The organism is Azospirillum agricola (assembly GCF_017876095.1).
Lineage (GTDB): Bacteria > Pseudomonadota > Alphaproteobacteria > Azospirillales > Azospirillaceae > Azospirillum > Azospirillum agricola.
Genome location: NZ_JAGINM010000007.1, coordinates 25299 through 46774 on the forward strand (window position 1 = coordinate 25299; position 21476 = coordinate 46774).

18 protein-coding genes are annotated in these 21476 nt (G+C 70.2%); 5 read left to right on the top strand and 13 right to left on the bottom strand.

What is annotated here, in order from left to right; all coding sequences use genetic code 11:
• The first annotated feature begins 95 nt into the window (after window positions 1–95).
• The 3 genes from J2847_RS11820 to recN all read left to right on the top strand — a co-directional run bounded on the left by J2847_RS11820 (window position 96) and on the right by recN (window position 3496).
• On the top strand, window positions 96–836 hold the full coding sequence (locus J2847_RS11820; RefSeq protein ID WP_085557120.1) for a protein phosphatase CheZ: 741 nt from the start codon (window positions 96–98) through the stop codon (window positions 834–836).
• A 168-nt stretch (window positions 837–1004) separates the two neighbouring features.
• Entirely contained in the window at window positions 1005–1820 is an 816-nt protein-coding gene (locus J2847_RS11825) for an outer membrane protein assembly factor BamD (protein ID WP_085557119.1), read from the top strand.
• Window positions 1821–1828: 8 nt separating this feature from the next.
• The gene (gene recN / locus J2847_RS11830; RefSeq protein WP_209779413.1) at window positions 1829–3496 is read left to right on the top strand and encodes a DNA repair protein RecN; all 1668 of its coding nucleotides are present in this window, start codon (window positions 1829–1831) and stop codon (window positions 3494–3496) included.
• A gap of 48 nt (window positions 3497–3544) precedes the next feature.
• Here the strand turns inward: recN and J2847_RS11835 are convergent, their stop codons facing one another.
• Window positions 3545–4069, bottom strand: coding sequence for a hypothetical protein (locus tag J2847_RS11835; RefSeq protein WP_209779180.1), 525 nt, complete (start codon window positions 4067–4069; stop codon window positions 3545–3547).
• A 168-nt stretch (window positions 4070–4237) separates the two neighbouring features.
• Between J2847_RS11835 and ligA the strand changes: the two genes are divergently transcribed.
• On the top strand, window positions 4238–6619 hold the full coding sequence (ligA, locus tag J2847_RS11840; protein ID WP_209779181.1) for an NAD-dependent DNA ligase LigA: 2382 nt from the start codon (window positions 4238–4240) through the stop codon (window positions 6617–6619).
• A gap of 261 nt (window positions 6620–6880) precedes the next feature.
• Window positions 6881–7315, top strand: a complete 435-nt coding sequence (locus J2847_RS11845; RefSeq protein ID WP_233474471.1) for a bacteriohemerythrin — start codon at window positions 6881–6883, stop codon at window positions 7313–7315.
• A 270-nt stretch (window positions 7316–7585) separates the two neighbouring features.
• Here J2847_RS11845 and lpxC read toward each other — a convergent pair whose 3' ends face one another.
• From lpxC to mraY, 12 genes are all read right to left on the bottom strand, one after another.
• Window positions 7586–8524 carry a UDP-3-O-acyl-N-acetylglucosamine deacetylase gene (lpxC, locus tag J2847_RS11850; protein WP_209779182.1) on the bottom strand — a complete coding sequence of 313 codons (939 nt, stop codon included), beginning with the start codon at window positions 8522–8524 and terminating at the stop codon, window positions 7586–7588.
• Window positions 8525–8857: 333 nt separating this feature from the next.
• Window positions 8858–10711: a cell division protein FtsZ gene (gene ftsZ / locus J2847_RS11855; protein ID WP_209779183.1), complete on the bottom strand. Its 1854-nt coding sequence runs from the start codon at window positions 10709–10711 to the stop codon at window positions 8858–8860.
• Between the two features lie 115 nt (window positions 10712–10826).
• Window positions 10827–12101: a cell division protein FtsA gene (ftsA, locus tag J2847_RS11860; protein WP_209779415.1), complete on the bottom strand. Its 1275-nt coding sequence runs from the start codon at window positions 12099–12101 to the stop codon at window positions 10827–10829.
• 44 nt (window positions 12102–12145) lie between these two features.
• Window positions 12146–13108 carry a cell division protein FtsQ/DivIB gene (locus tag J2847_RS11865; RefSeq protein ID WP_209779184.1) on the bottom strand — a complete coding sequence of 321 codons (963 nt, stop codon included), beginning with the start codon at window positions 13106–13108 and terminating at the stop codon, window positions 12146–12148.
• A complete protein-coding gene (locus tag J2847_RS11870; protein WP_209779185.1) occupies window positions 13093–14037 on the bottom strand; it encodes a D-alanine--D-alanine ligase in 945 nt (314 codons plus the stop codon). The genes J2847_RS11865 and J2847_RS11870 overlap by 16 nt, the downstream gene beginning before the upstream one ends.
• Window positions 14034–14966 carry a UDP-N-acetylmuramate dehydrogenase gene (gene murB, locus J2847_RS11875; RefSeq protein ID WP_233474493.1) on the bottom strand — a complete coding sequence of 311 codons (933 nt, stop codon included), beginning with the start codon at window positions 14964–14966 and terminating at the stop codon, window positions 14034–14036. Before murB ends, J2847_RS11870 begins: the two co-directional genes overlap by 4 nt.
• 2 nt (window positions 14967–14968) lie before the next feature.
• Entirely contained in the window at window positions 14969–16387 is a 1419-nt protein-coding gene (murC, locus tag J2847_RS11880) for a UDP-N-acetylmuramate--L-alanine ligase (RefSeq protein ID WP_209779187.1), read from the bottom strand.
• 11 nt (window positions 16388–16398) lie between these two features.
• Window positions 16399–16638, bottom strand: a complete 240-nt coding sequence (locus tag J2847_RS11885; RefSeq protein WP_233474472.1) for a hypothetical protein — start codon at window positions 16636–16638, stop codon at window positions 16399–16401.
• A gap of 8 nt (window positions 16639–16646) precedes the next feature.
• Window positions 16647–17825 carry an undecaprenyldiphospho-muramoylpentapeptide beta-N-acetylglucosaminyltransferase gene (gene murG, locus J2847_RS11890; protein WP_233474473.1) on the bottom strand — a complete coding sequence of 393 codons (1179 nt, stop codon included), beginning with the start codon at window positions 17823–17825 and terminating at the stop codon, window positions 16647–16649.
• Window positions 17826–17836: 11 nt separating this feature from the next.
• Window positions 17837–18958 (bottom strand): FtsW/RodA/SpoVE family cell cycle protein, encoded by a 1122-nt coding sequence (locus J2847_RS11895; RefSeq protein WP_209779190.1) that lies wholly within the window; start codon window positions 18956–18958, stop codon window positions 17837–17839.
• Window positions 18955–20376 carry a UDP-N-acetylmuramoyl-L-alanine--D-glutamate ligase gene (murD, locus tag J2847_RS11900; protein WP_209779191.1) on the bottom strand — a complete coding sequence of 474 codons (1422 nt, stop codon included), beginning with the start codon at window positions 20374–20376 and terminating at the stop codon, window positions 18955–18957. The genes J2847_RS11895 and murD overlap by 4 nt, the downstream gene beginning before the upstream one ends.
• A 13-nt stretch (window positions 20377–20389) precedes the next feature.
• Window positions 20390–21475 (bottom strand): phospho-N-acetylmuramoyl-pentapeptide-transferase, encoded by a 1086-nt coding sequence (gene mraY, locus J2847_RS11905; protein ID WP_085557105.1) that lies wholly within the window; start codon window positions 21473–21475, stop codon window positions 20390–20392.
• Between the last annotated feature and the right edge of the window lies 1 nt (window position 21476).

Sequence of the window (21476 nt, forward strand, 5' to 3'; positions counted from 1 at the left end):
GATAGTTCCGAGCGACGGCGCGCCCTGTCTTGCGTGCGCCTCTTCCGACCATCCTGGCCGAGAACGGCCGTTCCACAGAGGCGGGACCGCAGAGCATGAAGCAGATGACCAAGCCCTTCATGGCCGAGCTTCAGAAGGCCCGCAAGACGGGGAACCCCTTCCAGGCGATCATCGACGAGGCGGTCGCGGTCACCCCCGCCATCGCCGGCCCGACCCAGGCGGTGGCGCTCGACAACACGGAAGTGCTGCGCGCGATCGGCGATCTGGGGGCCAAGCTCGACCGTTTCCTGACCATGGACGCGGCTCAGATCGACCAGATCCAGGTCGAGATCGCCGACATCTCCGGCCGCATCAAGGCCACCAAGGTGGAGATGGCGGCCATCCGCCACCCGCTGGCCGGCGGCGAGGACAAGTTCCAGCAGGCGAGCCAGGAACTGAGCGCCGTGGTCTCGGCGACCGAGGCGGCGACCAACACCATCATGGCCTGCGCCGAGGAGCTGGAGGAGGTGGTGGCGGAGCTGAAGTCGTCGCTGCCCGAGGGCTACAGCCGCGACCGCGTCAACGACATGACCGACGTGATCGTCCGCATCTACGAGGCCTGCAACTTCCAGGATCTGACCGGCCAGCGCATCACCAAGGTCGTGCGCGCGATGTCCTTCATCGAGGAACGCGTCGACGCCATGATGGGGCTGTGGAACAAGCGCGAGTTCGAGGCGATGCCGCTGCCGCCCTCGGTCACCAAGAAGGACGAGCATCTCGACCTGCACGGCCCGGCCGAGGCGACCCCCGACAGCGGCAACATCAGCCAGGCCGACATCGACGCGCTGTTCGGCTGACCGGCCCGATTGTCGGGATGACCGGAACCTCCTCCCGCGCATGGGGAGGAGGTTTTTGCGTCCTGCCTCCAGCGGGCTGTTCTCCTTCCCCTTTCGCCGAGATCCGCTTGCGGCGCCCGCACCCCGGCGTGCTATACAGGGGCAACTCCGAAAGAGCCCAAGACGACGATGCTTTTCCGCTCCCCCCGCCTGCCGCTGACGGCCATCCTTCTGTCGGCCGCCCTTGCCGCCTGCTCCTCCACCAAGGAGGACGCGTATGTCGAGCGTCCGGCCGACCAGCTCCTGTCCGAAGCCGACGCGGCGATGAAGGACGAGTCGTTCAAGAAGGCCGCCAAGCTCTACGACGAGGTGGAGCGCCAGCATCCCTATTCGGAATCGGCGAGCAAGGCGCAGCTGATGGCCGCCTACGCCCATTACCAGGATTTGAAGTACGACGACGCCATCCTGGCGCTCGACCGCTTCATCCAGCTTCACCCCGGCAGCCCGGACGTCGCCTACGCCTATTACATGCGGGCGCTGTCCTATTACGAGCAGATCACCGACGTCCGCCGCGACCAGAAGATGACACGGCAGGCGCTCGACGCCCTGTCGGAGGTGGTGCGCCGCTTCCCCGAGAGCCAGTACGCCCGCGACGCCAAGCTGAAGATCGACCTGACCAACGACCATCTCGCCGGCAAGGAGATGGAGGTCGGGCGCTTCTACCTGCGCCAGCAGCAGTACACGGCGGCCATCGGGCGTTTCCGGGCGGTGATTGAAACCTACCAGACGACCTCCCATGTCCCTGAGGCGTTGCACCGGCTGGTGGAATGCTATCTGGCGCTCGGCGTGACCGACGAAGCGAAGACCGCAGCGGCCGTGCTTGGCCACAACTTCCCCGGCAGCGAATGGTACACGGACAGCTACGCACTGCTGGTGGACGCCAACCTGCGTCCCGAGCGAAACGAGAGATCGTGGCTCAGCAAAGCCTGGAACTCCCTGTTCTAGGGCGCTCCATGCTGGCCTCCCTGACGATCCGGGACGTCGTCCTGATCGAACGGTTGAGCCTGTCCTTCCGCCGGGGCCTCGTCGCCCTGACCGGCGAGACCGGCGCCGGCAAGTCCATCCTGCTCGACGCCCTAGGGCTGGCGCTCGGCGCGCGGGCCGAATCCGGGCTGGTGCGGCACGGCGCCGACCAGGCCGCCGTCACCGCCGAGTTCGAGCTGTCCGGCGACCACCCGGCGCTGGCCATCCTCAAGGAGCAGGGGCTGGACGCGGAAGAGCGTCTGGTCGTCCGCCGCACCGTCAGCGCCGACGGGCGCAGCCGCGCCTGGGTCAACGATCAGGCGGTCGGCGTCGGGCTGCTGAGGAAGCTGGGCGAGGAGCTGGTCGAGGTCCATGGCCAGTTCGACACCCACGGCCTGCTGAACCCGCAGACCCATCGCGGCGTGCTCGACGCCTACGCCGGGCTCGCCGCCCAGGCGGCGCAGGTCGCCGCCTCGCACCGGGCGTGGCGGCAGGTCGAGGACGCCCGCCATTCCGCCGCCGCCGAGATCGCCCGCGCCCGCTCCGAGGAGGAGTATCTCCGCCACGCCGTCGCCGAGTTGGACGCGCTGTCGCCCAAGCCCGGCGAGGAGGAGGAACTGGCCGAGACGCGCGCCGTCCTGATGCACCGGGAAAAGCTGGTGGACGGCATGAACGCCGCCTACGCCGAGCTGTCCGGGGAGCGCGGTGTCGAGCGGTCCCTGTCCTCGGCCATCCGCACCCTGAGCCGCATCGCCGACAAGGCCGGCGGCACGCTGGACCCGGTGATCGCCGCGCTCGACCGTGCGGCCACCGAGGCGGGGGAGGCCATCGCCGCCCTGCAATCCGCCTCCAGCGGAGTCGACATGGATCCGCGCGCCCTGGAAAAGCTGGAGGAGCGGCTGTTCGCCCTGCGCGCCGCCGCCCGCAAGCACGGTGTCGATGTCGACGCGCTGGCCGCGCTGCGCGAGGACATGGCCGGCCGCCTGCTGCTGATCGAGGACCAGGGCGACCTGCTGACCCGCCTCGCCAAGGAGGCGGCGGTCGCGCGCGCCGCCTACCACGCCGCCGCCGAGACGCTGAGCGCCGCGCGGCGCGAGGCCGCCGGCCGGCTTGACGCGGCGGTGGCGGTCGAGCTGACCCCGCTGAAGCTCGACAAGGCGAAGTTCCGCACGCTGGTCGAATCGCTCGACGAGCCGGAATGGGGGGCGTCGGGCATCGACCGTGTCGCCTTCCAGGTGGCGACCAACCCCGGCGCTCCGCCCGGCGCCCTGAACAAGATCGCGTCCGGCGGCGAGCTGGCCCGCTTCATGCTGGCGCTGAAGGTGGTGCTGGCCCAGACCTCGACCATCGGAACGCTGGTGTTCGACGAGGTCGACACCGGCATCGGCGGTGCCGTGGCCGCAGCGGTCGGCGAGCGGCTGGAGACGCTGGGCCACGGGCTCCAGGTGCTGGTGGTGACGCACAGCCCGCAGGTGGCGGCGCGCGGCGCCGTGCATCTGAAGGTTCAGAAATCGCAGAAGGGCGAGCAGGTCACCACCGGCGTCGCCGAGTTGGACGGCGACGAGCGCCGCGAGGAGATCGCCCGCATGCTGTCCGGCGCCACCGTGACGGCCGAAGCCCGCGCGGCCGCCGACAGCCTGATCGCCGGGCGCGGGTAGGCCGGCGGCCGGAGCAAGGCTGGGGGCAGGTGCGGTGGAGCTTGGGTCTCAGCGCCGCAGCGCCGCCCGCTTCCAGAACTGCCAGCCGCCCAGCCGGACGCCGATGGCGAAGCTGGTGAAGGGGATGCGCAGTTCGATGTCGCGCGGCTGGAAGAAGGTGAGCTGTTCCGGCTCGCCGCCGGCTCCGAATTCCAGCCGGGCGCCCTTGGGTTCCTGGGCGAACTCGTCGCTCATCACCTGCCAGATTTCCAGGTCGCCGCCATGGTTGGTGATCTTGTACTGGCCGCAGCGGTAGGCCGTCGATTCACCGACGTTGCCCTCGACCACCGTCTTCTCGTCGTCCAGCCGGACATCGCCGACCCCGGCCGCCTCGCCCTTCATCGACGGGCCGCGCGTCTCGGCGCGGAACCCCAGGCGCAGCCAGCCGGAGCCGCCCTGCGGGATCAGCCGGCGCACCGCCACGGCGTCTTCCGGGGCGAAATGGTCGGGGTCGTCGTAGAAGATTCGGTCCAGCGCGGCGGCGACGACGAGCCGGTCGTCGATCGTCAGGCTGGCGGCGGGCGGTCTTGGCATCGGGCTGTCCGGTCGTCTCTCGCGTCGCATCATACACGGGTGGGCACCGCCCTCGCGACTCCCACCGGGCTGCGAGTGGCGCTATGCTGCCCGGCCAAACCCCGGCTCCCCGGCCACGCTTCGGCCGGCCGACATCCGGCACCAGATATCCGGCACCAAGAGACCGTCATGATGGATCTGTTCGACACGCCTCCCACCCCCCGCGCCGTGCCCGTCGAGGCGCTGACGCTGGAGCAGGCCCAGGCGGAGCTGGCCGCCCTGGCGGCGGAGATCGCGCATCACGACCGGCTCTATCACCAGCAGGATCAGCCGGAGATCAGCGACGCCGACTATGACGCGCTGGTCCGCCGCAACGGCTCCATCGAGGCGCGCTTCCCCGAGCTGCGCCGCGCCGATTCGCCGAGCCTGCGGGTCGGCGCCGCCCCCGCCGCCGGCTTCGGCAAGGTCCGCCACGCGGTGCCGATGCTGTCGCTCGGCAACGCCTTCGCTCCGGGCGATGTGGCCGAGTTCGTCGCGCGCGTGCGCCGCTTCCTGGGATTGGAGGAGGATGCGCCGGTTTCCTTCGTGGCCGAACCGAAGATCGACGGGCTGTCCTGCTCGCTGCGCTACGAGAAGGGGGAGCTGGTGCTGGCCGCGACGCGCGGCGACGGGGCCGAGGGTGAGAACGTCACCGCCAACGTCCGCACCATCCGTGACGTGCCCAAGCGCCTGACCGCTCCCTTCCCCAATGTGCTGGAGGTGCGCGGCGAGGTCTACATGGACCGTGACGATTTCCGCGCGATGAACGACGCCCGCGCCGAGAAGGGCGAGCCGCTGTTCGCCAACCCGCGCAACGCGGCGGCCGGGTCCTTGCGCCAGCTCGATTCGGCGATCACGGCGTCGCGGCCGCTCGGATTCTTCGGCTACGCGCTGGGCGAGGTGTCGGAACCGATCGCCGACAGCCAATGGCACATCCGGGAACGGCTTAAGGCGTGGGGCTTCCAGCTCAACCGTCCGGCCGAACTGTGCGACGGCACCGACAAGCTGTTGGCCTATTACGAGGGCATCGGGCGGCGCCGCGCGGGCTTGCCCTTCGACATCGACGGCGTCGTCTACAAGGTCGACAGCCTGGAGCTTCAGCAGCGGCTGGGCTTCGTCAGCCGGGCGCCGCGCTGGGCCATCGCCCACAAATTCCCGGCCGAGCAGGCGCAGACCCGGCTGAAGGCGATCACCATCCAGGTCGGCCGCACCGGCGCCCTGACCCCGGTCGCCGAACTGGAGGACATCACCGTCGGCGGGGTCGTCGTCAGCCGCGCCACCCTGCACAACGAGGACGAGATCGCCCGCAAGGACATCCGCGTCGGCGATCTGGTGGTGGTGCAGCGGGCCGGCGACGTCATCCCGCAGGTGGTCGAGGTGGTGCTGTCGCAGCGCCCGGCCGACAGCGCGCCCTACCGGCCGCTGGAAACCTGCCCGGTCTGCGGCAGTCTCGCCGTCCGCGAGCCGGGCGAGGTGGTGCGGCGCTGCACCGGCGGCCTGATCTGCGCCGCCCAGGCCAAGGAGCGGCTGCGCCATTTCGTCTCGCGCAACGCCTTCGACATCGAGGGGCTGGGCGAGAAGATCATCGAGGAGTTCTGGGACGAGGGCTTCATCAAGTCGCCCGCCGACATCTTCACGCTGGAGGGCCGCGTCCAGGAAGGACAAGTGGAACTGGTCGGCCGCTTCGGTTGGAAGGAGAAGTCGGTCGAGAACCTGTTCGCCGCGATCAACCAGCGCCGCAGCGGCATCGAGCTGCACCGGGTCATCTTCGCGCTCGGCATCCGCCATGTCGGCGAGGTGACGGCCAAGTCGCTGGCCCGCCACTGCAAGACGATGGAGGGCTGGATCGACGGCATGATCGAGGCGGGCCGCGCCATGCCCGGTCCGGCGTGGCGCGACCTGCACGAGATCGACGGAGTCGGGCCGACCACGGTCAACGCCATCCTGGCTTGGTTCGGGGAGCCGGCCAACCTGGAGAAGCTGGAGCATTATCCGGGCAAGGAGCTGCTGCGGCCGGAGACGGTGATCGGCGGGCTCGGCATCAAGCCGCTGAATGTCAGGGCCGCCCGCGCGCTGGCCGAACGCTACGGGACGCTGGAGGGCTGGGCGGCGGCGATGGCCGAGGCGGTGGCGCAGGCGCCCGGCCCCGCCTGGACCGATCTGGTCGCCACCCCCGACGTCGGGGAGGTCGCCGCCGGGGAGGTCGCCGCCTTCTTCCTGGAGGAACGCAACCTCACCATCGTCCGCGACCTCGCCGCCCGCCTGACCGTGCTGGAGGCCGAGGCGCCGAGGGCCGGCAACTCCCCGGTGGCCGGCAAGACGGTGGTCTTCACCGGCTCGCTGGAGAGGATGACCCGTCCGGAGGCCAAGGCGCGGGCCGAGTCGCTGGGCGCCAAGGTCGCCGGGTCGGTGTCGCGCAAGACCGACTATGTGGTGGTCGGGGCCGACGCCGGCAGCAAAGCCGACAAGGCGCGCGAACTGGGCGTGACGATCCTGACCGAGGACGAGTGGCTGGAGACGATCGGCGGGTGATGGCGGACGGCCTTATGATCCGCGTCTCATGAGCGGTGCCTCATGAGCGGTGCCTCATGGGTGGTTGGCCACCGTCGCTGCGCTTCCTTGCCGCAGCGGCCATAATGTCGCATCGACCTCTGGCCGAGTTGACGGGAGAAAGCCTTGCGGGTCACATAAGAAAACGCTGCTGTTCCGCCATGCCATATCCACGAGACGGGTGGTCAACACCCGCGGGGCATCGTCGCGGCCGGCACAGGCCCTGGGGAAGAAGGAAGCGCCATGGACTCCATGCAGATGGACGCCATCCAGTGGTCGCGCTGGATGAGCGTCGGCAACGACGATCTCGACGCCGACCACCGCGTGCTGATCGCCATCGTCAACAAGCTGTTCGACGAGGCCAACCGTCAGGATCCCGCTCTGATCGAGGCCATTCTCGACGAGCTGATCGCCTACACCCGGCATCACTTCGCCGCCGAGGAAGCCTGCATGTTGCGGGCGAACTACCCGACCTTCGCGTCCCACAAGGCGCTGCACGATTCGCTGACCCGGCAGGTGGAGGCCTACCGGGACAGCTTCCGCGCCAACCGCGAGGGCATCACCGGCGAGGAGGTGTTCATCTTCTGCGCCGATTGGCTCGGCCAGCACATTCTGAAGGAGGACACCCGCTTCGGCGAGTACGCCGCGACCGGGGAGCCACAGGCCGCGGTGGGGTAGTGTCCGGGGAAGGGTGGGGCGAAAGTCCTGCCGAAGTTCAGTCAATATCTCAAAGAAATTGCATAAAATATTGATATAATTCGTAAATAAGTTCATCGCATGGAACGCGCCTCGTCGAAACGCGCGCTGCGGACATCGGCGCCTTCTCCGAAAGGGGAGGGCGCTTTTTCTTTGGGCTGGCGCCCAGCCGGAAGGGGAGGGGATCGGCGCAAAAGAAAATGCCCTCCCCGGAGGGGAGGGCAGGGCAGGCATTGATGGAAAATTGAACGGTCAGGCGACCGCGAGCTGCTCCAGCGCACGGCGGGCCGCCGGCAGCGACACGACGGCGCTGTCGTAGCGCCACGCGCTGCGGTCGGCGAACAGCGCGCGCAGAAGCTGGTTGTTCAGCGCGTGGCCGGAACGCACGCCATGGAAACGCCCGACGAATGGGGCGCCCGCGAGATACAGGTCGCCGACGGCGTCCAGGATCTTGTGGCGCACGAACTCGTCGCTGAAGCGCAGGCCGTCGGCGTTCATCACCGTGTCGCCGGAAATGACCACGGCGTTGTCCAGCGAACCGCCACGGGCCAGCCCCATCTTGCGCAGCCCCTCGACCTCGTGCAGGAAGCCGAAGGTGCGGGCGCGGCTGATCTCGTCCTTGAAGACGTCGCCGTCCAGCTCGACCGCGTGCGACTGCTGGGCGATGGCGGCGCTGTCGAAATCGATGTCGAAGCTGAAGACCGTCGTCTCGTCGGGGGTGAAGGTGGCGCTCTTGACGCCGTCGCTGACGGTGACCGGCTTCAGGATGCGGATCACCCGGCGCGGCGCGCCGGACACGGCGATGCCGGCCTGCTCGATGGCGGCGACGAAGGGGGCGGCGCTGCCGTCCATGATCGGCACTTCGATGTTGTCGAGCGACACCACGGCGTTGTCGATGCCGCAGCCGGCCAGCGCCGACATCAGATGCTCGATCGTGCCGATGGTGGTGCCGTGGCTGTTGCCGATGACGGTGCACATGCGGGTGTCGACCACCGCGTCCCAGCGCGCCGGGACGATCGCGGCGGCCCCGCGCAGGTCGGTGCGGATGAAGGTGATTCCGGAATTCGCATCGGCCGGAGCAATCGTCAGCGTGACGATGGCGCCCGAATGCAGCCCGATGCCGGTGATGGTCACCGGCTTCTTCAGGGTCTGCTGGAACAATCCGTCCGCATTACCACGATTGTTGATCACGATGTCTGTCCGTCTTCGTCTCGTTCCGGTCTGGGGCGCTGTGACCTTGCGTCGCTCTGCTTCGGGCGCCGCGCTGGCCACTTGCCGCCTTTGACCATGCTGTCTTGGTAACACCGGCCCCGGACCAGGGCAAATCACTCATTGTTACCGTTTGTTGCAGAGCAAAAGGAGTAGGGGCGGATCATCCGGACGGAAACAAAAAATCCCCCGGGGCTGCGCGGACGCGTCCCCGGGGGCCGAAATTTTCGGTCAGGTTGTGGAGCCGCCGGCGCCGCATCGAGGCGGCGGTCGGCGGTTATCTCCGGCTTTCGCCGGGATCGCTTGGCCGCCGGGTCAGTTGGCCTGGCGGCGCAGGAAGGCGGGGATGTCCAACTCTTCCTGTTCGGTCTTCGGCTGGCCTTCGGCCGCCGGGCGCGGAGCCGGGGCCATCGGCTGCGGGGCCGGCTGGTAGGCGGCCTGCTGCGGCTGAGGGGCCGGCTGGTAGGCCGGCTGCTGCTGCGGCTGGGGCGCCGGATAGGCCGGGGCCGACGGGTACTGCGGCTGCGCGGCCTGCGGCGCCGGGTAAGCCGGAGCGGCCGGGTACTGCTGCGGGGCCGGCGGGTAGGGCTGGGCCTGCGGGGCCGGCTGCGGCGCCGGCTCGGACTTGCGGCCGAGGCCGGTCACCAGACCGAACAGGAAGTTGCCCTTGCGCGGCGCCGGGGCGGGTTCCGGGGCCGGAGCGTGCCCGACCGACAGGCCGGACGGGTGGTGCTGCGGCGCCGGGGCGGCGTGGTGCTGCGGCTGCGGCGGGGCGCTCATCGCCGGCGCGGCCGGCTGGTGGGTCTGCTGCGGCTGGGCCGGCTGCGGCGGGTAGGACGGGGCCGGCTGGGCGCCGACCGTCACCGGCTGGCGCGGGCCGGCGTCGGCCGGCTTGGGCGCGAAGAAATGGCCGTCCTGGCTCTCGCCGTGCAGCGGGCCGGAGGCCGGCTTGGCCGGGGCGTTCTCCGGCGCCGGGGCGGCGTAATGGCCGGTCTGCTGCGCCGGGTCGTGCTGGAGGGCGTTCGAGCCGGCGGTCACCGGCTGCGACTGGCGCAGCGTGGTGGCGGCGCTGGGGATCGCCGGGGCGGCGGCCGGCATCGCCGGCGAGGCGGTGGTCAGGCCGGCGGGCGCGCCCGGCTTCTTGGCGCGGTCGGAGACCAGCGACAGGTTGACCGGGTGCAGCGGGCGCGGGTTGCTCATCGCCGCCGCGTCGATGCCGGTGGCGACGACCGACACGCGCATCATGCCGTCCAGCGAGGCGTCGAAGGTCGAGCCGAAGATGATGTTGGCGTCGGGATCGACCTCGTCGCGGACGCGGTTGGCCGCCTCGTCGACCTCGAACAGGGTCATGTCATAGCCGCCGGTGATGTTGATGAGGACGCCGCGCGCACCCTTCATCGACACGTCGTCGAGCAGCGGGTTGGAGATGGCGGCCTCGGCGGCCTCGATGGCGCGGCGCTCGCCGCTGGCCTCGCCAGTGCCCATCATCGCCTTGCCCATCTCGGTCATGACCGAGCGGATGTCGGCGAAGTCCAGGTTGATCAGGCCGGGCATCACCATCAGGTCGGTGACGCCGCGCACGCCCGAATGCAGCACGTCGTCGGCCATCTTGAAGGCGTCCGCGAAGGTCGTCTTCTCGTTGGCGATGCGGAACAGGTTCTGGTTCGGGATGATGATCAGCGTGTCGACGTACTGCTGGAGCTCGGCGATGCCGCCCTCGGCCAGGCGCATGCGGTGGCCGCCCTCGAAATGGAAGGGCTTGGTCACGACGCCGACGGTCAGCAGGCCGCGCTCGCGCGCCGCGCGCGCGATGACCGGCGCCGCGCCCGTGCCGGTGCCGCCGCCCATGCCGGCGGTGATGAACACCATGTTGGCGCCTTCGAGGAACTGGCAGATCTCCTCCATCTGCTCCTCGGCCGAGGCGCGGCCGACGTCCGGCTTGGAGCCGGCGCCGAGGCCGCGCGTGGTGGCGGTGCCGAGCTGGAGGCGCTTCTCGCAGAGCGAGCCCTTCAGGGCCTGGGCGTCGGTGTTGCCGACGACGAAGTCCACGCCCTCCAGGTTCGACTTGATCATGTTGTTGACGGCGTTGCCGCCGGCGCCACCGACACCGAAGACGGTGATGCGCGGCTTCAGTTCGGGCTCGATCTGGGGAATGGTGACGTTGATCATTCTTGGTTCTCCACAACCTGTTTTGATTTGAGTTTCAAGGCTTCGCTCGATCGGTCCCCGGTTGGGTCCAGGGCCTGCCGGATCGGGAATTGGGGCGGTGCGGCGGGGCGAACCATCAGAGATTCTCCCGCAGCCACAGGCCGACGCGCCCGAGGAGACCGGTGTTGGCGACGGCCTCCTGGCCGGTCACCATCAGTTCCGTCGGGTTGCGCACGGCGTGTAGGAGGAGGCCCGCCGCCGTCGCGAAGGCCGGACCGCCATGCGCCTCGTTGAGGCCGGCGATCCGGGTCGGGCGACCGATGCGGACCTGCTTGTCGAGGATGAGCTGCGCCAGCTCGCGCGTGTTGGGCAGCTGGCTGGCGCCGCCGGTGAGGACGACGCGGCGGCCGACCAGCCGGGCGTAGCCCGACTGCTCCAGCGTGCCGCGGATCTCCTCGAAGATCTCCTCCATCCGGGCCTGGATGACGCTGACCAGGAAGGAGCGCGGCATGCTGGCGGTGCCGCTCTCGCTGCGCTCGTCCTCGCCGACCTGCGGCACCTCGATCATCTCGCGCTCGTCGGCCGGGTTGGCGCGGGCGCTGCCGTAGAGCGCCTTCAGCCGCTCGGCGTGGGCCAGCGTGGTGGCGAGCCCGTGGGCGATGTCGTTGGTGACGTGGCGCCCGCCGAGCGGCACGGCGCCGGTCCACACCAGATTGCCTTCGGAGAAGATGGAGATCGTCGTGCCGCCGCCGCCGATGTCGATGCAGGCGGCGCCCATCTCCATCTCGTCCTCGACCAGACAGGCGAGGCCGGAGGCGAAGGGGCTGACCACCATGCTCTCGATGTCGAGGTGGCAACGGGCGATGCAGGTGTGCAGCGTGCGGATGGCACCGGCCGACGCGGTGACGACGTGGAGCTGGGCGCCGAGCTGGTTGCCGTACATCCCTTTGGGGTCGCGGATGCCGCGGCTGGCGTCGAGGTTGAAGCCCAGCGGGATGGTGTGGATCAGCGTCTGGTCGGGACCGGCCTGGAGCGTGCGGGCGTGCGCCATGGCGCGGCGGATGTCGCCCTCCGTCACCTCCTGGCCATAGACCGGGACCTGGGCGTTGAAGGCGTGCGAGCGGGGATGGCCCATCGAGACGTTGACGACGACGTCGCGGATCGTCTCGCCGGCCATCTGCTCGGCGGCGTGGACGGCGGCGCCGATCGAGGTCTCCGCCGCCTCCATGTCGATGATCGAGCCGGCGCGGATGCCCGTGGCGATCTGGTGGCCGACACCGATCACGCGGACCGAGCCGGGCTCGTCCATCCGCGCGATGATGCAGCACACCTTGGTCGAGCCGACGTCCAGCGCCGCGACGATGCCGCCGCGCGCCGGTCGTTTCGGCTTCTTTGCCCCGTTGAATCCCATGCCGAACATGCCCTCTCAGCCCAGCCCGCCGCCGTTCGTCCCACTCATGTCTTCTTGCCGTTCGGCTTCTTCTTGGAGTCGTCCTCCCAGCCCGGAAGCTGCGCGGTGTCGCTGGTTTGCAGAATGGCACGATCGGGCTGGCGCAGGTCGACGGCCACGATGTCGCGGTCGAGCACGCGGCCGGTCGCCTCCATCTCCGCGAGCTGCCGGAGCGCGATCGGCATGCCGTCGCCCTCCGGCAGCTTGATGGTCACGCCGTTGTCGAGCTGGAGGTTCCAGCGGCGGTCGCTGATCCAGCTTGCCGAGGTGACGCGCGGCCGGATCGCAGGCACGCGGTCGAGCGCGGCCAGCAGGCTCTGCACCTGCTGCGGCGCGTTGGCGCCGATCACCTGGGGCAGCGTGTCGATGCGCTGGTTGCCGCGCCGCGCCAGTTCCACCGCGTCGGCCAGCGGGCGGCCGGCGCGGTCGATGACGGTGAAGCGGCGCTCGTGCTGCCAGATCGCCATCGGCTGGCGCTCCGACAGGCTGATGTAGAGGATGCCGGGCAGGCGGCGCTCAATCGAGACCGAGGACACCCAGGGCAGCTCCTCCAGCCGGGTCTTGGCCTCGGCGAGGTCGATGCCGAGGATCGGCTCGCCGCGATGGACGCCGAGCGCCTGCATCACCGCGTCGCGCTCCGTCTCGGTGCGGCCGACCACCAGGATCTCGTTCAGCGAGAAGCCCAGCGCGCCGCTGGCGTCGATCAGGCTGTCGCGCGCCGCCGCCATCGTCTCGGCGAGGCTGGCGCGCTTCCAGGCGGTGCCGACGGCGCCGGCCAGCAGCAGGACGGGCACCAGCACCAGCGCCGCCTTGACGGCGGGCCGGGTCCAGCGCGGCCAGGCGCGGCGGCGGTTGCCCTTCTGCGCCGACGCCGCCATGGCGCGGGGCGGCGCCGGCATCTCGTCGCGGGGCGCGCGTCCGCCGAGCGTCGGGCGGAACTGCGGGTTGGCCATCAGGCGAGCTGACATCCGGCGTTCTCCACGAGCCAGCCGACCAGCGCGCCGTAGGAAATCCCCACATGCGCGGCCTGTTCGGGCACCAGCGACAGGGGCGTCATGCCCGGCTGGTTGTTGATCTCCAGGAAGTACAGGCCGTCGGTACCCGGCCGGCTGTCGTCCCAACGGAAGTCGCTGCGCGAAACGCCCCGGCAGCCCAGGGTCTGGTGGGCCAGCACCGCCAGCCGCTTCGCCTCCTCGGCGACGGCCTCGGGGATGGCGGCCGGGATGGTGTGCACGGCGTGGCCGGCGCTGTATTTCGCCGTGTAGTCGTAGACCTGAGCCTCGAAGACGATCTCCGTCACCGCAAGCGCGCGGTCGCCCATGACGCCGACGGTCAGCTCGCGGCCGGGGATGAACTCCTCGACCAGCGCGCGGTCGCCGAAGGTCCAGGCGTCGCCGACCGGGCTGTTCTGCCCCTCGCGCACCAGCGTGACGCCGACGGTCGAACCCTCGTCCACCGGCTTGACGATGTAGGGGGCCGGCATCGGGTGGGCGCCGCCGGTGATCTCGCCGCGCGTCAGCACCATGCCCCGGGGCGAGCGGACCCCGGCGGTGTCGAGCACGCGCTTGGTCATCGCCTTGTCCATGGCGATGGCCGAGGCCTGGACGCCGGAATGGGTGTAGGGCAGGCCGAGGAACTCCAGGATGCCCTGGATCGTCCCGTCCTCGCCGCCGCGCCCGTGCAGGGCGTTGAACACCACGTCGGGGCGCGGGCTGGTCAGCGCCTGCATCAGTCCGGCCAAGTCGCGCTGAACGTCCACGGCGGTGACGCGGTAGCCTTCCTCCTCCAGCGCGCGGGCGACGCCGGCCCCGCTGACCAGCGAGACCTCGCGCTCGGCCGACCAGCCGCCCATCAGGACGGCGACGTGCTTCTTGTGGGGGAACAGGGCGTCGGTCATTGGGTGTCTCCCGCCGGAATCCCGACGCGCTTGATTTCCCACTCCAGCGTCACGCCGGAGGTCTCGAACACACGGCGGCGGACCTCCTCGCCCAGCGCCTCCAGATCGGCGGCGCTGGCCGCGCCCTGGTTGATCAGGAAGTTGCAGTGCTTCTCCGACACCTGGGCGTCGCCGATCGACAGGCCACGGCAGCCGGCCTTGTCGATCAGCTCCCACGCCTTGTGCCCGTCGGGATTCTTGAAGGTCGAGCCGCCGGTGCGCGAGCGGATCGGCTGGCTGTCGGCGCGCTTGGACGATATCTCGGCCATGCGGCGCGCGATCTCCAGCGGGTTGCCCGGCTCGCCGCGCAGGGTCGCTCCGGTGAAGATGCAGTCGGCCGGTGCTGCGGCGTGGCGGTAGGTGAAGCCCATGCCGGCGTGGTCGAACGCCAGCCGCCGGCCGTCGCGGCCCACCGCCTGGGCGGAGACCAGCACGTCGGCGGTCTCGCGGCCGTAGGCGCCGCCGTTCATGCGCAGCGCGCCGCCGATGGTGCCGGGGATGCCCGACAGGAACTCCAGCCCGGCGATGCCGGCGTCGCGCGCCACCGTCGCCACGTTGAGGTCGAGGGCGGCGGCGCCGACGGTCACGGTGTCGCCCTCCGCCGCGATGCCGGTGAAGCCCCGGCCGAGCCGGATGGTCACGCCGGGGATGCCGCCGTCGCGCACCAGCAGGTTCGACGCGACGCCGATCACCGTCACCGGGACCTCGGCCGGAAGTTGCGCCAGGAACTCGGCGAGGTCGTCGGCGTCGGCCGGGCGGAACATGACCTCGGCCGGGCCGCCGACGCGGAACCACGTCACCGGCGCCAGGGGGGCGTCGGCGCTCAGCCGGCCACGGCAGGCCGGCATGCGGTCGATCAGGTGAGGGCCGGTCGCGCCGGACGCCGCCATCGTCATGCCGTCGCCCCGTGCAGCGCGGTCAGCTCGCCCGGCAGCGCGTTGGCCCACTGGGTGATGTTGCCGGCGCCCAGGCAGACCACGAAGTCGCCGGGCTTGACCATCCCGTGGACGAGCTGGGCCAGTTCCTGCGGGCTTTGCAGCGCGACGACCTGGCGATGGCCGTGCATGCGCAGCCCCTCGACCAGCGAATCGCGGCTGACGCCATCGATCGGCTGCTCGCCGGCCGCGTAGACGTCGGCGACGATCACCGCGTCGGCGTCGTTGAAGCAGGTGCAGAAATCCTCGAACAGGTTGGCGAGGCGCGAGTAGCGGTGCGGCTGGACGACGGCGATGGTGCGGCCGGTGCCGGCGGTGCGCGCCGCCTTCAGGACGGCGGCGATCTCCACCGGGTGGTGGCCGTAATCGTCGATGACGGTGACGCCGTTGGCCTCGCCGGTCTGGGTGAAGCGGCGCTTGACGCCCTGGAACTTGGCCATGCTGTCGCGCATGACGACGTCGGGCAGCCCCATCTCGTTGCCGACCGCGAAGCAGGCCAGCGAGTTCTGCACGTTGTGCGGCCCGTGCATCGGCAGCCGCACGCCGGCGATGGCGCGGGTCTCGCCCGTGTGGCGGTCGTAGATCAGCACGTCGTACTTGGCGCCCGCCGGACCCAGCTCGACGTTGACGGCGCGGATGTCGGCCTGCGGCGAGAAGCCGTAGGTGACGATGCGGCGGTCGGACACGCGGGGGATCATCGCCTGCACTTCCGGGTGGTCGATGCAGAGCGCCGCGAAGCCGTAGAAGGGGATGTTCTGGACGAAGCTGTCGAAGGCGGCCCGCGCGTTGTCGAAGGTGCCGTAGAAGTCCAGATGCTCCGGATCCATGTTGGTGACGACGGCGATGCAGGCCGGCAGCTTCACGAAGGTGCCGTCGCTCTCGTCCGCCTCGACCACCATCCAGTCGCCGGTGCCCAGCCGGGTGTTGGAGCCGTAGGCGTTGATGATGCCGCCGTTGATGACGGTCGGGTCGAGATTGGCGTGTTCCAGCATGTGGCCGACCATCGAGGTGGTCGTCGTCTTGCCGTGGGTGCCGCCGATGGCGATCGCCCATTTCAGCCGCATCAGCTCGCCCAGCATCTCGGCCCGGCGCACCACGGGGACCAGCGCGGCGCGGGCGGCGACGACCTCCGGGTTGTCGCGCTTGACCGCCGATGAGACGACGATCACGGCGGCCCCGGCGATGTTCTCCGCCCGGTGGCCGATCGACACGGTGATGCCGAGGTCGCGCAGGCGCTTGACGTTGGCGCTCTCCGACAGGTCGGACCCCTGGACCGTGTAGCCCAGGTTGCGCAGCACCTCGGCGATGCCGCTCATGCCGATGCCGCCGATGCCGACGAAGTGGATGGTGCCGATGGAGAGGGGGAGGGCGCGCATGTCTGTGAACTTTACTTTCCGCGGCGAAGCATCAGGCGAAGAGTGGCGTCCACCGCCCCGTCGGTGAGGTCGGGCGGCAGCGGTTGGGAGCCATGAATGACATGCAGGCGGTCGCGCAGGAAGCCCTCGCCGACGATGGCGCGCGGAATCAGCGGGCAGTGTGGCCGGTTGAACCAACCGCCCTCGGTCCGCGTCATGTCCGCCGGGTAGTCCCGCAGCGGGCGCGGCGTCGGCCGTGTGAGGTTGCGCATGACTTTGTTCATTCCGCGGCCCCCTTGGCGATGGAATCGGCGTTGTGGTCGTGGTGGTTTGCGTTGGCGCCGCCCAGCATCCCCAGCACCGCGTCGGCCAGCGACGAGGCGGCGTCGGCGGTGCCCCAGCGGTGGGCGGCGTCGGCCGCCGCCCCCAGCGTCGCGGGGGAGGCCAGCAGATCGCCCAGCCGGGCGGCCAGCGTCTCCGCCGTGAAGTCCGGCTGCGGGACGAGCCACGCCGCACCCGCCTCGGCCAGCTGGCGGGCGTTGGCGGTCTGGTGGTCGTCGGTGGCGTGCGGGTAGGGCACCAGGATCGCCGGACGGCCGACGCAGGTCAGCTCGGCGATGGTGGAGGCCCCGGCGCGGGTGACGGCGAGATGGCAGGCGGCCAGCCGCTCCGGCACGTCGCGGAAGAAGCTCTGCAACTCCAGCCCGCCGAGACCGAGGCCCGACAGGGCGGCGCGCGCCTCCTCCAGATCCTCCGGCCGGCATTGCTGCGACAGGTGGATGCGGGCGCGCAGACTCTCCGGCAGGCGGGCGAGCGCCTGGGGAATGACCTCCGAAAAGACGCGCGCGCCCTGGCTGCCGCCCATCACCAGCAGGCGGATCGGGCCGTTGCCGGCCGGTGCGGCGTAGGGCGAGGTCCGGCGGGCGGCGATGGCCGGGCGGACCGGATTCCCGGTCCGGATGACTTGGGTGCGGACGGCCTTGGCGCGGTCGCCCTCGTCGATGCGGGCGACGGCGGTGAAGGCGACGGCCAGCCGCCTGGCTCCGGCGATCAGCATGCGGTTGGCGCGGCCGAGCACGGCGTTCTGCTCGTGCAGCAGCGCCGGGATTTTCGCGTGGGCGGCGGCGTAGACGGTCGGGACCGACGGGTAGCCGCCGAAGCCGACCACCGCCGCCGGCCGGAGCCGGCGCAGCAGCGCGCGCGCTTCCAGCAGGCCGAGCCCCATCTGGAGGGCGGCCTTCAGCCGGCCGACGATGCCGCCGCCGGGGGAGGCGGCGCGGATGCGGTGGACCGGCACCTCCGGCAGGCTGTCGCCGAAGGCGTGGCCGCGCCGGTCGGTGACCAGCGCCACGGCCCGGCCGCGCGCCAGCAGCTCGCGGGCCAGCGCCTCGGCCGGGAACATGTGCCCGCCGGTGCCGCCGGCGGCCAGCACGATGACCTTGCTGGATGCGTCCGTCATGCCGGGCTCCCTCATTCCATCGGGCCGAAGCGCTTGCGCGTCAGCGCCAGCACCATGCCCATGCCGAAACCGAGCGCCAGCAGCGACGAGCCGCCGTAGGAGATGAAGGGCAGCGTCATGCCCTTGGTCGGCATCAGGTGCAGCGAGGACCCCATGTTGATCGCCGCCTGCAACCCGAACTGGATCAGCAGGCCGGCGGTCGCCAGCAGGACGAAATAGTTGGTGTCGTTGAAGACGCGGGCGAAGCCGCGCAGCACGACGAAGGCGAACAGCACCACCATCACCAGACAGAAGATCAGCCCCATCTCCTCGCCGGCGACGGCGAAGATGAAGTCGGCGTGGCTGTCGGGCAGCGAGAACTTGACGGTCCCCTGGCCCGGCCCGGTGCCGAGCAGGCCGCCGTTGGCGAAGGCCTCCATCGAGCGGTTGACCTGATAGTTGTCGCCCGCCGCCGGATCGAGGAAGCGGTTGATGCGGCTGGTGACGTGGGGAAGCGTGTAGTAGGCGCCGACCAGCCCGACGACGCCGAGCCCGCCCAGCCCCATCACCAGCATGATGTTCAGCCCGGCCAGGAAGAACTGGGTGAACCACACCGCCGACACCACGAAGGTCATGCCGAGGTCGGGTTGCAGGATCAGCCCGGCCATGGTGACCCCGTAGAGCGCGATCGAGACCAGCGCCCCGGGGAAGCCGGGCGACGTCCTCGACAGCGAGAACAGCCACGCCGCGACCACCGCGAAGGCCGGCTTGACGAACTCCGACGGCTGGATCGACAGGCCGGGGATGTGGATCCAGCGGCGGGCGCCCTTGATCTCGACGCCGACGACCAGCGTCGCGTAGACCAGCACCACGGCGACCAGGAAGACGCCCAGCGCCACCCGGCGCACCCCGCGCGGGCTGAGCAGCGAGACGCCGCACATGATGGCGATGGTCGGGACCAGCATCATCAGATGCCGCTCGACGAAGTAAAAGGTGTCCTGGATGCCGATGCGCTCGGCCACCGGCGGGCTGGCCGCGGTGATCAGCACGGTGCCGAGGAACATCAGGAGCGCCACGGCGCCGAGCTGCCAGCGGTCCACCGTCCACCACCAGCGGCCGAAGATGGATTGGTCGGTGCGGTCGAAGGTGATCATTCGTCCGCGCTCCCGCTCTGTTGATGGGCCGGCTGCCGGGCCTTGGCGATGGCGGCGGCGTAGGCGGCGAAGGCCTCGCCCCGCTTCTCGAAATTGGCGAACTGGTCCCAGGACGCGCAGGCCGGCGACAGCAGCACGCAGGCGCCCTCCAGCCCCTCCGCCAGCGCGAGGCCGGCGGCCTTGGTGGTGGCGATGTCGAGCGTCCCGCACTTGGTGAAGGCGACGCCGCGCGCGCCGAGCCAGTCGGCGAAGACGTCCTGCGCCTCGCCGATCAGGAAGGCGTGGCGGACGCGGCCCATGTAGCCCTCCAGCCCGTCCAGCCCGGTCTCCTTGGCCTGACCGCCGAGGATCCAGTAGATCGGGTCGAAGGTGGCCAGCGCCTTTTCCGTGGCGTCGGCGTTGGTCGCCTTGCTGTCGTTGACGAAGCGCACGCCCTCGACGCTGGCGACGAGCTGCTGGCGGTGGGCGAGGCCGGGGAAGCTCTCCATCGCCGCGACGATGGTCGCGGCCGGAACCCCGGCGGCCTTGCAGGCGGCGAAGGCGGCGGCGGCGTTCTGCCAGTTGTGGGTGCCGAGCAGCGCCGGGAAGCGGGCCAGCTCGGCGACCTTCTCGGCGGCGCCGTCGGTGTCGTCGACCAGCCAGCCGTCGGCGGCGTAGACGCCGCCCGCGACGGGGCCCCGCGCCGAGACCGGCCAGACGCGCTGGTCGCCGACGGCGGCGAGATCCTCGTAAATCTTGCGGCAGAGCGCGTCGTCCACGCCGATCACCGCCGTGCGCGGCTTGGTCTGGCGGTGGAAGATCATCTTTTTCGCCGCGACGTAACCCTCCATCCCGCCATGGCGGGCGAGGTGGTCCGGCGTGATGTTCAGCAGGACGGCGACGTCGAAGGTGATGGAGAAGGTCAGTTCGAGCTGGTAGCTCGACATTTCCAGGATGTGCGTGCCGTCGGCGCCCAGCGGGTCGAAGGTCAGCACCGGCGTGCCGAGGTTGCCGCCGACCGCGATCCGGCGCCCGGCGGCGGCCATGACGTGGCCGACCAGCGTCGTGGTGGTTGACTTGCCGTTGGTGCCGGTGATGCCGATGAAGGCGGACTCGCGCTCGGCCCGGCCGAGCAGCTCGACGTCGCAGACCAGCTCGATGCCGGCCTCGCGGGCGCGCACGGCGACCGGGTGCGGGGCCGGGTAGGTGTGGGGGATGCCGGGCGACCAGACGATGGTGGTCAGGCCCGACAGGTCGGTGGTGGCGAGATCGACCAGTTGGAAGCCGTCCGCCTCGGCGGCGGCGCGCGAGGCGGGGTTGTCGTCCCACACCCGGACGTCGGCGCCGCTGTCGCGGAGCGCCCTGGCGGTGGCGAGCCCGGACTTGCCGAGACCCATCACCGCGACCGGCAGGCCATCCATGAAGAAAAGGTCGATCATCGCCCGCTCCCCCTCAGCGCAGCTTCAAGGTGGACAGGCCGACGAGCGCCAGGATCGAGGCGATGATCCAGAAGCGGATCACCACCGTCGGTTCGGCCCAGCCCTTCTTCTCGAAATGATGATGCAGCGGGGCCATGCGGAAGACCCGCTTGCCCGTGAGCTTGAACGACGCGACCTGCACGATGACCGAAACCGTCTCCAACACGAACAGACCGCCGATGATGGCGAGCACGATCTCGTGCTTGGTCACCACGCTGACGGCACCCAGAGCCCCGCCGAGCGACAGGGAACCCGTATCTCCCATGAAAACCATGGCGGGCGGCGCGTTGTACCAGAGGAATCCCAATCCCGCACCAACAAGAGCGCCACAAAAGACGGCCAATTCGCCGGAACCCGGAACATGGTGGATTTGCAGGTAGTTGGCGAAGATGGCGTTGCCCGACAGGTAGGAGATCAACCCGAAGCAGCCGGCGGCGATCATCGTCGGCACGATGGCGAGCCCGTCCAGCCCGTCGGTCAGGTTCACCGAGTTCGAGGCGCCGACCATGATGAAGGCGCCGAACGGCACGAAGAACCAGGAGAGCTGGATCAGGAAATCCTTGACGAAGGGCACGGCGACGCCGCCCGACAGCGGCGGGGCCGACACCCACATGATCAGGGCCGAGGCGGTCAGCCCGATGGCGACCTCCCAGCCCAGCCGGAAGCGGCCGGACAGCCCCTTGGTGTTGCGCTTGGTCAGCTTGAGGTAATCGTCGCCGAAGCCGATCAGGCCGTAGCCGATGGTCACCATCAGCACGATCCACAGATAGGCGTTGGTCAGGTCGGCCCACAGCAGCGTGCTGACCGTCATGGCGATCAGGATCATCAGGCCGCCCATGGTGGGCGTGCCCTTCTTCTTGAAATGGGTCTCCGGCCCGTCGGCGCGGATCGGCTGGCCCTCACCCTGCTTCCTCTTCAGCCAGCCGATCAGGGTGGGGAAGAACATGAAGCTGATGACCAGCGCGGTGATCATCGCGCCGCCCGTCCGGAAGGTCAGGTACCGGAACAGGTTGAACGGCGTGAAGACATCCGCCAGCGGGAAGAGAAGGTTGTAGAGCATC